This window comes from Thalassospira sp. MIT1004 (assembly GCF_001858545.1).
In the GTDB taxonomy this organism is placed as follows: Bacteria; Pseudomonadota; Alphaproteobacteria; order Rhodospirillales; family Thalassospiraceae; genus Thalassospira; species Thalassospira xiamenensis.
This window is the reverse complement of sequence record NZ_MCAO01000005.1, coordinates 1-13,397: the sequence shown is the minus strand read 5'-3', so window position 1 is coordinate 13,397 and position 13,397 is coordinate 1. Positions and strand designations below refer to the sequence as shown.

At 56.6% G+C, this 13,397-nt stretch carries 12 protein-coding genes; 10 read left to right on the top strand and 2 right to left on the bottom strand.

The window, feature by feature from the left end:
• Window positions 1–166: 166 nt before the first annotated feature.
• A complete protein-coding gene (gene katG / locus BC440_RS02675) occupies window positions 167–2,353 on the bottom strand; it encodes a catalase/peroxidase HPI (protein ID WP_071239497.1) in 2,187 nt (728 codons plus the stop codon).
• A gap of 397 nt (window positions 2,354–2,750) precedes the next feature.
• Here katG and BC440_RS02670 point away from each other — a divergent pair, with 397 nt between their 5' ends.
• The 4 genes from BC440_RS02670 (at window position 2,751) to BC440_RS02655 (ending at window position 7,025) form a co-directional block, all read left to right on the top strand.
• Window positions 2,751–3,683, top strand: coding sequence for an L-lactate dehydrogenase (locus tag BC440_RS02670; RefSeq protein WP_071239496.1), 933 nt, complete (start codon window positions 2,751–2,753; stop codon window positions 3,681–3,683).
• A gap of 123 nt (window positions 3,684–3,806) precedes the next feature.
• Complete coding sequence (locus BC440_RS02665; RefSeq protein WP_139192068.1) at window positions 3,807–4,748, top strand: alpha/beta hydrolase; 942 nt, start codon at window positions 3,807–3,809, stop codon at window positions 4,746–4,748.
• Window positions 4,749–4,913: 165 nt separating this feature from the next.
• The gene (locus tag BC440_RS02660; protein WP_007089260.1) at window positions 4,914–5,327 is read left to right on the top strand and encodes a universal stress protein; all 414 of its coding nucleotides are present in this window, start codon (window positions 4,914–4,916) and stop codon (window positions 5,325–5,327) included.
• Window positions 5,328–5,393: 66 nt separating this feature from the next.
• A complete protein-coding gene (locus tag BC440_RS02655; protein WP_071239495.1) occupies window positions 5,394–7,025 on the top strand; it encodes a BCCT family transporter in 1,632 nt (543 codons plus the stop codon).
• Window positions 7,026–7,093: 68 nt separating this feature from the next.
• Here BC440_RS02655 and BC440_RS02650 read toward each other — a convergent pair whose 3' ends face one another.
• Complete coding sequence (locus tag BC440_RS02650) at window positions 7,094–7,558, bottom strand: META domain-containing protein (RefSeq protein WP_071239494.1); 465 nt, start codon at window positions 7,556–7,558, stop codon at window positions 7,094–7,096.
• Between the two features lie 231 nt (window positions 7,559–7,789).
• On the opposite strand from BC440_RS02650, the gene BC440_RS02645 reads away from it, so the two are divergent.
• The 6 genes from BC440_RS02645 (at window position 7,790) to BC440_RS02620 (ending at window position 13,264) form a co-directional block, all read left to right on the top strand.
• The gene (locus tag BC440_RS02645) at window positions 7,790–8,782 is read left to right on the top strand and encodes an Ldh family oxidoreductase (protein ID WP_037990635.1); all 993 of its coding nucleotides are present in this window, start codon (window positions 7,790–7,792) and stop codon (window positions 8,780–8,782) included.
• A 302-nt stretch (window positions 8,783–9,084) separates the two neighbouring features.
• The gene (phnC, locus tag BC440_RS02640) at window positions 9,085–9,924 is read left to right on the top strand and encodes a phosphonate ABC transporter ATP-binding protein (RefSeq protein WP_007089256.1); all 840 of its coding nucleotides are present in this window, start codon (window positions 9,085–9,087) and stop codon (window positions 9,922–9,924) included.
• Window positions 9,925–9,998: 74 nt separating this feature from the next.
• Window positions 9,999–11,015, top strand: coding sequence for a phosphonate ABC transporter substrate-binding protein (phnD, locus tag BC440_RS02635; RefSeq protein WP_007089255.1), 1,017 nt, complete (start codon window positions 9,999–10,001; stop codon window positions 11,013–11,015).
• Window positions 11,016–11,081: 66 nt separating this feature from the next.
• Window positions 11,082–11,894, top strand: a complete 813-nt coding sequence (gene phnE / locus BC440_RS02630; RefSeq protein ID WP_007089254.1) for a phosphonate ABC transporter, permease protein PhnE — start codon at window positions 11,082–11,084, stop codon at window positions 11,892–11,894.
• A gap of 3 nt (window positions 11,895–11,897) precedes the next feature.
• Entirely contained in the window at window positions 11,898–12,545 is a 648-nt protein-coding gene (locus tag BC440_RS02625; RefSeq protein ID WP_071239493.1) for a chloramphenicol acetyltransferase, read from the top strand.
• A 23-nt stretch (window positions 12,546–12,568) separates the two neighbouring features.
• Window positions 12,569–13,264 carry a DUF1045 domain-containing protein gene (locus tag BC440_RS02620; RefSeq protein ID WP_071239492.1) on the top strand — a complete coding sequence of 232 codons (696 nt, stop codon included), beginning with the start codon at window positions 12,569–12,571 and terminating at the stop codon, window positions 13,262–13,264.
• Window positions 13,265–13,397 lie beyond the last annotated feature (133 nt).

Below are 13,397 nucleotides of genomic sequence, written 5' to 3'. Positions count from 1 at the left end.
AATGTCCATCTTTCAAAGTCTACCAAGCGGATCGAAGAAGGTCTATTCCTGTGAATCCGTGATGATGAAATATCAAAAAAAACACCCCCAGCCTCACGACCGGGGGTGTTTCTCGTTCAGAGCCCAAAAGCTCCAATCCAGATCATTTCAAAGGCGTTTTTAAGCCTTACGCGGCGAGATCAAACCGGTCGGCGTTCATCACCTTGGTCCAGGCCGCGACGAAGTCCTTGACGAACTTCTCGTGGTTGTCGTCCTGGGCGTAGACTTCGGCATAGGCGCGCAGGATTGAGTTGGAGCCAAACACGAGGTCAACGCGGGTGGCGGTCCATTTGGTTTCGCCGGTTTTGCGATCAACGATGTTGTAAAGGTTGTCGCCCGCCGGTTTCCAGCTATAGGCCATGTCGGTCAGATTGACGAAGAAGTCGGTCGTCAGTTGGCCGACACGGTCGGTAAAGACGCCGTGTCTGGTGCCGCCGTGATTGGTGCCAAGAACGCGCATGCCACCGACCAGTGCGGTCATTTCCGGTGCGGTCAGGCCCATGAGCTGAGTGCGGTCCAGCATCATTTCTTCGGGCGAGACCACATAATCGTCTTTCAGCCAGTTGCGATAGCCATCGGCCAGCGGTTCGAGCGCATCGAAACTTGCGGCGTCGGTCATTTCGGCCGTCGCATCGCCGCGGCCCGGTGCGAACGGGACGGTGATGTTGACACCGGCATCCTTCGCGGCCTTTTCAACCGCCGCCGTACCACCGAGCACGATCAGATCGGCAAGGCTGACTTTCTTGGCAAGGCCTGCCTGAATGCCTTCAAGGGTTTTGAGAACCTTGGCGAGGCGTTCGGGCTCGTTCCCCGCCCAGTCCTTTTGCGGGGCCAGACGGATGCGGGCCCCATTGGCGCCACCCCGCATGTCCGATCCGCGATAGGTCCGGGCACTATCCCAGGCGGTGTTGATCAGCTCGGCACTGGTCAGGCCGCTGCTGAGCAGTTTGGACTTGAGATCGGCGATTTCAGCGTCCGAGAGGGTGTAATCGACGCTCGGGATCGGGTCCTGCCAGATCAGGTCTTCCTTGGGCACGTCCGGCCCGACATAGCGGACTTTCGGGCCCATGTCGCGATGGGTCAGTTTGAACCAAGCGCGGGCAAAGGTTTCGGAGAAATATTCCGGGTCCTTCATGAATTTCTGGCAGATGGCGTTATAGGTCGGGTCGACCTTCATCGCCATGTCGGCATCGGTCATGATCGGTTTGCAGCGGATCGAGGGATCCTCGACATCGACCGGCATGTCTTCTTCGGCGATGTCAACCGGTTCCCACTGCCATGCGCCAGCCGGGCTTTTTTTCAGCTCCCATTCATGGCCGAACAGCATATCGAACCAGCCCATATCCCATTTGGTCGGGTTGGACGTCCATGCGCCTTCGATGCCCGAAACCATGGTGTCGCGGCCAATGCCACGGCCATTGGTTTTCATCCAGCCGATGCCCTGATATTCGACGTCGGCGGCTTCGGGTTCGGGGCTGAGGTCCGATGGCGAGCCATTGCCGTGCGATTTGCCGATGGTGTGGCCGCCGGCGGTCAGGGCCGCGGTTTCTTCGTCATTCATGGCCATGCGGGCGAAGGTTTCGCGGACCTGTGCGGCGGTTTTCATCGGGTCGGGCTGCCCGTTCACCCCTTCCGGGTTCACATAGATCAGGCCCATCTGGACAGCGGCCAGCGGGTTTTGCATGGTGTCGGGGCGGGTGATGTCTTCATAACGGCTGTCGCTTGGGGCGAGCCATTCTTTTTCCGCACCCCAATAGGTGTCCTTTTCCGGGTGCCAGACATCTTCGCGGCCAAAGGCGAAGCCATAGGTTTTAAGACCGGCAACTTCATAGGCAATCGTACCGGCGAGGATCATCAGATCGGCCCAGGAGATTTTGTTGCCATATTTGCGCTTGATCGGCCAGAGCAGACGGCGGCCCTTATCGGTGTTGACGTTATCAGGCCAGGAGTTCAGCGGGGCGAAACGCTGGTTCCCCGTACCGCCACCACCACGGCCATCGGCCAGACGGTACGAACCGGCGGAATGCCAAGCGACACGGGCGAACATGCCAACGTAGCTGCCCCAGTCGGCCGGCCACCATTCCTGGCTTTCATTCATCAGCGCGCGGAGGTCGTTTTTGAGCCCCTCGACGTCGAGCTTTTTGAGTTCTTCGCGGTAGTTGAAATCCTTGCCCAGCGGATTGGTTTTCACGTCGTGCTGATGCAGGATGTCGAAGTTAAGGGCGTTTGGCCACCAATCCATGACCGTGGTGCCCAGTGCGGTCATACCGCCATGCATGACCGGGCATTTCCCTGCTGTGTGTTTTCCGTCCATTTTTCTCTCTCCCGTAATGGCTGGCTGTTCTTGCTTTCCTGACCTGATCAGGTGTCTCTCTCCGGGCGGGTCGTGGGGCCGTCATATCGAGCGCAGGAACATTTGAATATTCTGGTGAACATTTCGGCGTGAGGCTTCCCTGTTCAAGGTAATGTCTAAACTTGTGATCGCAACAAGACGAGATTGTTAAATCATTGGGCGTCATGTCAGGCGATGCTGTCAAGCAGGCTAACGCGGTTTGGGTGCATAGGTTAAATAGTTATTTATGAAATTTTCGATAGATTTTATCGATGGTATTGCGGGCTGATTTTGGGTGCCGCCGGTTTTTGCTTTTAATCGGTGGGGCGGGGCCGGATAATCGGCCCGCGAAATAATGCTGTTTTGACAGGGGTTTGTGATGAAGGTCGGGATTGTCGGGGCGGGAATGGTTGGCAGTTCGGCGGGTTATGCGCTTGCCCTGATGGGGATTGTCAGTTCGGTCGTGCTGGTCGATCACAATGCCGAACTTGCGATTGCGCAGGCCGAGGACATTGCCCATGCGGTGCCGTTCATGTCGTCCTGCGTGGTGGAGGCCGGGGATTATGATCAGCTTGCCGGTGCGTCGGTCGTGATCCTTGCCGCCGGGGTCAGCCAGAAACCCGGTGAAACGCGTTTGGCGTTGCTGGAACGCAATGCGGCGGTGTTTCGCGATGTGGTGGGCAATGTGTTGCGGGTTGCCCCCGATGCGATTTTGCTGATTGCGTCAAACCCGGTTGATATCATGACCCAGATCACGGTGCGGTTATCTGGGCTTCCGGCCGCCAAGGTGATCGGATCGGGCACGATCCTTGATACCGCACGGTTCAGGAGTTTGCTGGGCCGGCATCTGGGGATTTCGCCGCAATCAGTACATGCCTATGTCCTTGGCGAGCATGGCGATAGCGAGGTTCTGGCATGGTCGAATGCGCGGGCCGGGTCGCTTTCACTGGCCGGGTTTGCCGCCCAGGTCGGATCGGCGATTACCGCCGATGTCCGGGCCCGGATTGATGATGGGGTGCGCAATGCGGCCTATAAGATCATCAAGGGCAAGGGGGCGACCTATTACGGGATTGGCGCGGGGCTTGCGCGGATCGTCAAGGCGATTGCGCAGGATCAGCAGGAAGTCCTGACGGTATCGATGGTCAATCGCGAGATCGAAGGGGTGGCCGATGTCGCGCTTTCGATTCCGCGCGTGATCGGGGCCACGGGCATCATGACCGATCTTTTCCCCGATCTGGACGCCGAGGAAAGGGCGGCCCTTCATCGCAGTGCGGCGTTGCTGAAAGCAACGGTCGAGGCGGTTTCGCTTTGATTCCGCTTTGATCTTGTGCGGGGCTGAATTTCAAAAGACATAATTGCCCGCTTTTCACAGCAGGGGCGAACGCGTTAGGCTTGCGGATAGATCAATCAAACATCATTGGGGAAGTTGTGCGACATGGACGGGTCCGATCAGGCGGTGCCGGATATCGCCTATAGCCCGATGCCCGACGAAGCAGGCATCCGTGACTTCATCGCCAGATGCGACCGGCTTTATCCGCCCGATGCGGTTGCGGCCGATATTGCGCAGCAACGCAAATGGTATGGTGCCCTTTGTGATGCCTTTGCCTATCCCCATCCGCCGGGGCTTCTGAGCCGTGATGACCATATTGCCGGGGTGGCGGTGCGGATGTATTACCCGGCCAAGATTCGCACAACGCGGAAGTTGCTTTACCTGCATGGCGGCGGGTTTATCGTCGGATCGCTTGATAGCCATGATGCGATCTGTGCCGAGATGGCCGAGGCGGCGGGGGCGGAAATGATTTCGGTCGATTACCGGCTGGCCCCCGAGCATCTTTGGCCAGCGGCGCATCAGGATGCGTTTGGCGTTGCGCGCGATGTGCTGTCGCGCGGTGCGGAGATCGTCCTGATCGGGGATAGTGCCGGGGCGACATTGGCAGGCGGCCTTGCGATCCGGGCGCGCGACGAGGGGCTTGGCGCAGGCGTGATCGGGCAGGTCCTGATTTATCCGGCCCTTGGCGGTGATCTTGGCTGGCCATCCTATGGGCAGATGGCATCGGCCCCCGGATTAAGTACCGATGATGTGATTTATTATCGCGATGTCCTGAAGGCACCGATGGATGATCCGGTGGCCTATCCGCTTTCGGCGGAGGATTTGCGCGGATTGCCGCCGACCTATATCACGGCGGCCTATTTTGATCCGCTACGCGATGACGGGCGGGAATATGCCGCGCGCCTTGCCCGGGCCGGGATTGATGTGACGTACCGCGAAGAACCGCAGATGATCCATGGCTGGCTGCGTGCGCGGTATATGAGCGACGGGGCAGCGACCGGGTTCCGGTTTTTGTGTGATGCGATAAAGCGCATGGCCGCGGAATAATGTGACCGATAGTGCTGCGAATTTGTTCCTGTCTTCACCGGTGACGTAAAATCCCTGCGCGATGGGGATTTTGATCATTTCCTGTTCTGGTGATAGTCTTGGTCGCCTCATCTGTTTCGAAGGTGTGTTTTGCCCGTTAGGGCACCCGTAGAACGGAGGCAGGGAATGTATCGCAAGATCATGGTACCCGTGGATCTGACGCATATCGACAGGCTGGAAAAGGCGCTTTCGACGGCGGCGGATCTGGCAAAGCATTATGGTGCGGAAATATGCTTTTTCGGGGTCGGGACAAATACCCCATCCCCCATTGCGCACAATCCGGCGGAATATGATCGCAAGATGGCGGCCTTTGCCGAGGAGCAGGGCAAGAAGACCGGTATCAGCTGTTCGGGCATGACCCGCATTTCACATGATCCGGCGATTGATCTGAGCGAAATCATTGTTGATGCGGCAACAGAGGCCAGGGCGGATGTGATCGTCATGGCATCCCATGTGCCGGGTATTGCCGATCATATTTTTGCATCCCACGGCGGATATGTTGCGTCGCATTGGGATCATTCCGTGTTCCTGGTGCGTTAATAGCAGGCAAATCGGAAAAATTGCGGCCGGGGGTGGCCGCAAACATGCTTTTCAAGGGAGATTTTCATGGGATCGAATGCCGAGACGGGCATCGAAAGCCCGGATGGTGCCGCCAATCCGATCGAGACCGATTATGAGATCGGGCAGGATAACATCACCACACAGATCGGGCCGTTCGGGCTTGATGTGCACAATCCCGTCTTTCTGATATCGGGTTTATCGATTGTGGCGTTCGTGTTTCTGACACTGGCGTTTCAGGACAGTGTGGGGCCGATGTTCAATGACATGCGGGGCTGGCTGACATCGACGCTTGACTGGTTTTTCCTGTCGGCGGCGAATGTGTTTGTTCTGTTGTGCCTGTTTCTGATCGTCTCCCCGCTGGGCAAGGTGCGGCTTGGCGGGCAGGATGCGACGCCCGATTATTCCTATAGCGGCTGGTTTGCCATGCTGTTTGCCGCAGGCATGGGCATCGGCCTTATGTTCTATGGCGTGTCAGAACCGATTTCGCATTTCACCACCTCGATGGGGGGTGCGGTTGTTGGTGATGGCGGGGCCAGGACGGACTGGGCACCGCTTGGCGGGGCGATGGGCGATGCGGACGCGGCCTTTGACCTTGGCATGGCGGCAACGATTTTCCATTGGGGCCTTCATCCGTGGGCGATTTATGCCACCGTGGCGCTCGCACTTGCGCTGTTTTCGTTTAACAAGGGCCTGCCATTGACCATGCGGTCGGTATTTTATCCGGTCTTTGGCGAGCGTGTCTGGGGCTGGACCGGGCACGTGATTGATATCATGGCGGTGTTTGCCACCCTGTTCGGGCTTGCGACGTCGCTTGGTTTTGGGGCGGAACAGGCCAATGCCGGGCTTCAATTCCTGTTCGGGTTACCGGAATCCGACGGATCGAAGGTGTTCCTGATCATCGGGATTACCGGCATTGCGCTGATTTCTGTCCTTGCCGGGCTTGATGCCGGGGTCAAGCGGCTTTCGGAAATCAATATGGTTCTGGCGGCATTGCTTTTGCTGTTTGTCGTGCTGGTCGGGCCGACGATGGATATCATCAAGGGCTTTTTCACGAGCCTTGTCGCCTATGTCGAATATCTGCCGGCGCTTTCGAACCCGATCGGGCGCGAGGATGCCAATTTCAGCCAGGGCTGGACGTCATTCTATTGGGCGTGGTGGATTTCGTGGTCGCCGTTTGTCGGCATGTTCATTGCGCGCGTATCGCGGGGCCGGACGGTGCGGGAATTCATTACCTGTGTTCTGATCATTCCGTCGCTGGTTTGTGTGCTGTGGATGACCGCATTTGGCGGGACGGCGGTGCATATGGTCAATGAAGGTGTTCAGGCGATTGCCGATGCCGCCCTTCCGATCAAGCTTTTCACCATGCTTGAACAATTGCCGTTGCACTCGATCACGTCCTTTATCGGCATTGTTCTGGTGATCGTGTTCTTTGTCACGTCATCGGATTCCGGGTCGCTGGTGATTGATACGATTACCGCAGGCGGCAAGGTCGACGCCCCGGTGCCCCAGCGTATATTCTGGTGCACGTTTGAAGGGCTGGTTGCGATTGCGCTGCTGCTTGGCGGCGGATTGGGAGCCTTGCAGGCGATGGCGGTTTCAACCGGTTTCCCGTTTGCGATCATTCTTCTGCTGGCGTGTTATTCGATCATTCAGGGATTGCGCAGCGAGCCACGATAAGCGGAAGACGGATAGACGTAAAAAGGGGCGCAAAACAATGCGCCCCTTTTGTGCGGGTGTTGGCCGGTTTACGGTTTGATCTGCTCGAATGTCATGATTGACTTGTTGCTGGCGTCGACCAGCATCAGATCGTCGTCCTGCAATTTCCAGCCTTTGACATCGGCCATGGCGGCGATGAAGGCGTCTTCGATCTCCATCGCGTTTTCCATGCACATCATTTTGGTGCTGCCAAGCGGGGAGACATCAAGGGCGGTGTCGTTTCGGGTGTAATTCCCGAAATAGCGGTTGCAACCGGTCGATCCGGCAACCTTGCCATCCTTGGTGAAATTGATGCTGGCGAGGATCGGGGTCATTGGCATCAGGGTTTTGTCTTTGGCCTCTATCCGCATCAATTGCCAGTCGCGATCCGCGATGGCCGACCAGTCGGCGGGGGATTTTTCCTCGGCCGGTTTGGTCGTGGCGGCACAACCGGCAAGCCACAGGCTGCTGGCGATGCCAAATGCGGCGAAGGTTAAAGAGGTTGCTTTGCGCATTGGAAATATCCTGTGTTTGGAGGCTGTCCGGGTCTGAATGCCGTGTTTCGGGCAGCATGAACCATGCCGGGATACTCATACGACTTTGCGGCGAAATTTTAGCAGGGTTACAGCGCATTTTTATCGTTCTGTCGTAGGGGTTTGGCAGGGTTGCGGTGCACAAGACCTTTGCGCTTGGCGGTGCCGGGGGCTATGGTATCCGGGCCCGCCACCATCTTTAAGGTCATCATAATGAAGCTTTCCCTGTCTGACGCACATGCGCTTGTGTGTGATACCCTGCTGCGTTGCAAGGTTGATCCCGACAATGCCAGATCGGTGGCAACCGCCCTGATCACGGCCGAGGCCGCAGGCCAGGGCGGGCACGGTTTGCGCCGCGTTCCGGCCTATGCCGCGCAGGCCCGTGCGGGCAAGGTGGACGGGTTCGCCAAGCCGGTTGCCGATCAGCCGTTTCCCGCCGTGTTGCGGATTGATGCGCAGTTCGGCTTTGCCTATCCCGCACTTGACCTGATGATCGAACGATTGCCCGATATCGCGCGTAGTCAGGGGATTGCGGTGGCGGCAATCCATAAATCCCACCATGCCGGGGTGATGGGGCTTACCGTGGAAAGACTGACTGAGGCGGGGCTGGCGGCGATGATGTTTGCCAATGCCCCGGCCGCGATGGCACCCTGGGGTGGGCGTCGTCCGATGTTTGGCACCAACCCGATTGCCTTTGCCACCCCGATTGGCGATGGCGATCCGATCGTGATTGATCTGGCATTGTCAAAAGTCGCACGCGGCAAGATCATGGCGGCCAAGCAGAAAGGGGTTCCGATCCCCGATGACTGGGCATTGGATGCAGACGGCAATCCGACCACCGATGCGGTCAAGGCGCTTGAAGGCACGATGATTCCGGCAGGCGGGGTCAAGGGCGCGGCACTTGCCATGATGGTCGAAATGCTGGCCGCCGGGTTGACCGGTGCCCAATTCGGGCATCAGTCATCGTCGCTGTTTGATGACAAGGGTGCGCCGCCAGCACTTGGCCAGCTGGTGATTGCGATTGATCCGGTTGCAGTCGGTGGGGCGGGGATCATTGATCATTTGCGCTATATCGCAGATGAAATCGCGCTTGAGGAAACCGTGCGGTTGCCGGGGCGGCGCGGGCAGAATGCGCGCCGGGATGCGGAAATTCAGGGGCTGGATATCGAAGATGATGTCATCGCCGCGATTGAGGCCATCAAGTAAATCCATACGCGATTATGCGAAATACGAGACCCCGGCAGTTTCTTTCTGTCGGGGTTTTTCGTGATCTGGCTCGCCTGTATCGCTATTTGTGAACGCGGTCACAAGTAATAATTGAATTATTACACTGCTATTTCTTGAGGGATCATTTTTTTATTTGAAGAATATCTTGATGTATAGACAAGTTTGATTGTTGTCGGTGAAATGAAGGCGTCGTAATCATCGAACTGTAACATCATCGTCACCATAGAGTCGCGGTTTGTGCGTAGCTTCTTGACCAGCGAAACACAAGCAGGCGGACTTTAATGCTGGTCGTAGATATTTCCGGACTGAACAAGAGCTTCTCGCGCGATAAACGGGCATTGAACAATGTCAGTTTACAGGTCCGCGAGGGCGAGATGGTCGCGCTGATCGGGGCGTCCGGTTCGGGCAAATCCACCCTTATCCGTCATATTGCCGGTTTGCTGCGCGGGGATCGCGATGGTGGCAAGATCGAAGTATTCGGTGAAGTCATCCAGCAGAACGGCCGTATTGCAAGGGGTGCGCGCAAGGTGCGCGCCGATATCGGCGTTGTGTTTCAGCAATTCAATCTGGTCAGCCGCCTGACGGTTCTGACCAATGTTCTGACCGGGATGCTGGGCCGTGTGCCGGCATGGCGCGGGTCGCTTTGCCTGTTCACCAAGGCTGAGCGCATTCGGGCGATGACCGCGTTAAAGCGGGTCGGCATTGACGGGCATGCGATGAAAAAGGCGCGCAACCTTTCGGGCGGGCAGCAGCAGCGTGCCGCGATTGCGCGCACGATCACGCAGGGCGCACGCCTTATTCTGGCCGATGAGCCGATTGCATCCCTTGATCCGGCGTCATCACGCAAGGTGATGAATACGCTTGATCGTGTGAACCGCGAAGACAATGTCACCGTGATCGTATCGCTGCATCAGGTCGATTATGCCCGTGATTATTGTGCGCGCACGATTGCGATGCGTGATGGCGAAGTCGTTTTTGACGGTCCATCCACCGAACTGACGCCGGAATTCCTGCGCGAACTTTACGGCGAATATTCTTCCGAGCTTTTCGCACCTGCCCCGGATGACGTTCCGGCCAAGAGCAGGGTCGCGGAGAAGGATCTGGCTTTCGTTTCAAGCTAGATCAGGACGATTTCTCTCTGCCTTACATCTCTTTTTATTTCACCTCTACCAACCAACCTGACGGGGGACTTCCCATGATCCGCAAGACAATTGCATCCGCAGCCCTTGCTGCCAGCATGCTCGTAACCGGCATGGCCTATGCCGATGTCGAATTCAAGCCGCTTGAAAAAGACCCGGAAACCATCGTGTTCGGTTTCATTTCGACTGAGTCGAGTGCCAACCTGAAGGCACAGTGGCAGCCGATGATCGACGATATGGAAGAAGCGCTTGGCAAAAAGGTCGAGGCATTCTTTGCCCCGGATTATGCCGGCATCATCGAAGGCATGCGTTTTGGCAAGGTTCACGTTGGCTGGTTTGGTAACAAGTCGGCGATGGAAGCCGTTGATCGTGCGGGCGGCGAAGTTTTCGTCCAGACGTCCAAAAGCGATGGTACGAACGGCTATTATTCCCACATCATCACCCAGGCCGATAACGACAAGCTCAACACGCTTGCCGATATGCTGAAATGCGACGGCACACTTAACTTCGGTATCGGTGATCCGAACTCGACCTCTGGCTTCCTGGTTCCGACCTATTACGTCTTTGCGCAGAACGGCGTTGATCCGAAGAACTGCTTCAAGACCGTTCGCAACGCGAACCATGAAACCAACCTGATGGCGACTGCCAATCATCAGGTCGACGTTGCTGCCAACAACTCCGAACAGCTTGCGCGCACCCAGATGGTCAAGCCGGAAATCACCGACAAGGTCAAGGTTATCTGGACCTCGCCGCTGATCCCGTCTGATCCGATGGTTTATCGCAAGGATATGTCGCGCGAACTGAAATCCGAAATCAAGGCGTTCTTCCTTGGTTATGGTCGTCTGGGCAATGTTGAAGAAGCCAACAAGGTTCTTGGCGGCATTCAGGATGGCATGGGCAAATTCATGGAAAGCAGCAATGCGCAGCTTTACCCGATCCGTCAGCTTGAACTGTATAAAAACAAGCTGAAAATCGAGAACACCGCCGAACTGTCCGCCGACGAGAAAGCAAAACGCGTTTCTGAAATCGACAAGAAACTCGCAGAACTCGATATCCTGGTTTCTTACGAGTAACCGGCATCCGAACGGGGAGCCCCGCATAAGGGCTCCCCGTTTGTTTTTATTTCCCGGGAAAAGCACATGAACAGCAGCCTTTCGACATCGGCCGTAACCGCCGCAGAACTTCCGCCGCGCGATCTGAAACGTTCAGGCGCAAGTTTCCTTCTTTGGGCGTTCATTCTGGCCATTCTGGCCCTGTCCTGGGAGGGGGCCGACATGCGGCCCATGGCCCTGATTGAAAACAGTGGCAACATGGTCGATTTCGCGGACGGGTTTTTCCCGCCGGATTTCCTGATGTGGAAAACCTATGTCAGCGAAATGTGGATCACCATCCAGATTGCGATCTGGGGTACGGCGCTTGCGATTGTCTGTTCGATCCCGTTTGGCATTCTGTGTTCTGAAAACATCGTTCCGTTCTGGGTTTACCAGCCGGTGCGCCGCCTGATGGATTCCTTCCGCGCGATCAATGAAATGGTTTTTGCCATGCTGTTTGTTGTTGCGGTTGGTCTTGGTCCGTTTGCAGGTGTGCTTGCGCTTTGGATCCATACCACCGGCGTTCTGGCAAAGCTGTTTTCAGAAGCCGTCGAGGCGATTGATCCCGAGCCGGTCGAAGGTATCCGGGCCACGGGTGCCAACGGGTTGCAGGAGGTCATCTTTGGGGTGATTCCGCAGGTTCTTCCGCTTTGGATTTCCTATTCGCTGTATCGGTTTGAAAGCAATGTGCGGTCGGCAACCGTTCTTGGCATTGTTGGTGCGGGTGGTATTGGCATGGTTTTGTGGGAATATATCCGCGCATTTTATTACGCGGAAACCGCCGCGGTCATGATCATCATCATCATATCGGTTAGTCTGCTTGATGTGATTTCGCAGCGTCTGCGCAAACTGGTGACCTGATCCATGACGTTCAAGATTACGCAGGCCAAACCGGCAATGAAACACTTGTCGGAAGCCCCGACGATTGATCAAACGGCGGTTGTTGTTGATTGCGAGTTTGGTGTCTGGACCGAAGTTGGTGCGCGCACCAGCATCCGCGAAAGCGTGATGGGTGATTATTCCTATGTCGTCAATGACAGCGAGATCATCTATTCCGACATCGGAAAATTCGTAAATATCGCCGCCCACACGCGGATCAATCCGGGGCAGCACCCGATGGACCGGGCATCGATGCATCATTTCCAGTACCGGTCGAGTGCCTATGAGCTTGGCGATGATGATCCGGCATTTTTTGACTGGCGCCGGGAAAAGCGCGTCAAACTCGATCATGATGTCTGGATCGGACATGGCGCGATTGTTCAGGGCGGGGTTACCATCGGGATCGGCTCCGTCGTTGGTTCGGGTGCGGTGGTGACCAAGGATGTGCCGCCCTACACCATTGTCACCGGCATTCCGGCAACGCCGCTTCGGCCGCGATTTGATGCGGAAATTGTTGATGCGCTGCTTCGCATTTGCTGGTGGGACTGGGATCATGCAACATTGGCAGACCGGCTTGACGATTTTCGTCGTCTGCCGGTGCGGGATTTCTGTCTGAAATACGATCTGCGATAAATCGACATCCAATTCGAGGCCCCATGACCGACTATCAGCGTTATGCTGTTTATTATGCACCAAAAGCCGACAGTGATCTGGCGGATTTTGGCAATGCCTGGCTGGGGCGTGATCCGGCAACCGGGCGGGAAATTGACCGCCCGGATATTGCGGGACTTGACCGGGACGAGATCGCATCGATCACCGTTTCCCCATCGCGATACGGGTTTCATGGCACCCTGAAACCGCCATTCGCCTTAAAGGACGGGCAGACACGTGCGCAGCTTGAAAGCGCGATTGCCGACTATTGTGCGGCGGCGTCTTCGGTGACGTGTGGCCCGCTTTTGCTGAAATCGATTGGCAGTTTTATTGCCCTGATCCCGACTGCGCCGACCGATCAGCTTGGTGCGCTGGCGTCTGGTCTTGTGCAAGTGCTTGACGGTTTTCGTCAGCCCGAAGACGAAGCCGCGATGAATAAACGCCGTGCATCGGGGTTAAGTGATCGACAGGAAGAATATCTGGTCCGGTGGGGTTATCCCTATGTGATGGAAGAATTCCGTTTTCACCTGACCCTGACCGGCAAGCTTGATCCGGATCGGATGATGCGGGTGCGCGATGAGCTTGCCCCGATTGTTGCACCGTTGTGCGAGGCACCATTTACGATCAGCGATGTCTGTCTTTTTGGTGATCCGGGGGATGGAAAGCCGTTTGATTTGTTGCGACGCTTTGCGCTTGGATGACGGGTGATTGCGCCGTGGGAAATAAAAAAATGCTGCAGTGTTTTGCTGCAGCATTTCAGACTGCTGACAAAGTCCTCGCCATTGGCGGGGACTTTTGATTCAATGGGGAATGCTTAAGAAACCCAGCCCACAT

Bases quoted from the DNA above. Each gene is read 5' to 3' on its own strand.
- katG (WP_071239497.1), bottom strand. From the start codon at position 2,353: ATGGACGGAAAACACACAGCAGGGAAATGCCCGGTCATGCATGGCGGT.
- BC440_RS02670 (WP_071239496.1), top strand. From the start codon at position 2,751: ATGAAGGTCGGGATTGTCGGGGCGGGAATGGTTGGCAGTTCGGCGGGT.
- BC440_RS02665 (WP_139192068.1), top strand. From the start codon at position 3,807: ATGGACGGGTCCGATCAGGCGGTGCCGGATATCGCCTATAGCCCGATG.
- BC440_RS02660 (WP_007089260.1), top strand. From the start codon at position 4,914: ATGTATCGCAAGATCATGGTACCCGTGGATCTGACGCATATCGACAGG.
- BC440_RS02655 (WP_071239495.1), top strand. From the start codon at position 5,394: ATGGGATCGAATGCCGAGACGGGCATCGAAAGCCCGGATGGTGCCGCC.
- BC440_RS02650 (WP_071239494.1), bottom strand. From the start codon at position 7,558: ATGCGCAAAGCAACCTCTTTAACCTTCGCCGCATTTGGCATCGCCAGC.
- BC440_RS02645 (WP_037990635.1), top strand. From the start codon at position 7,790: ATGAAGCTTTCCCTGTCTGACGCACATGCGCTTGTGTGTGATACCCTG.
- phnC (WP_007089256.1), top strand. From the start codon at position 9,085: ATGCTGGTCGTAGATATTTCCGGACTGAACAAGAGCTTCTCGCGCGAT.
- phnD (WP_007089255.1), top strand. From the start codon at position 9,999: ATGATCCGCAAGACAATTGCATCCGCAGCCCTTGCTGCCAGCATGCTC.
- phnE (WP_007089254.1), top strand. From the start codon at position 11,082: ATGAACAGCAGCCTTTCGACATCGGCCGTAACCGCCGCAGAACTTCCG.
- BC440_RS02625 (WP_071239493.1), top strand. From the start codon at position 11,898: ATGACGTTCAAGATTACGCAGGCCAAACCGGCAATGAAACACTTGTCG.
- BC440_RS02620 (WP_071239492.1), top strand. From the start codon at position 12,569: ATGACCGACTATCAGCGTTATGCTGTTTATTATGCACCAAAAGCCGAC.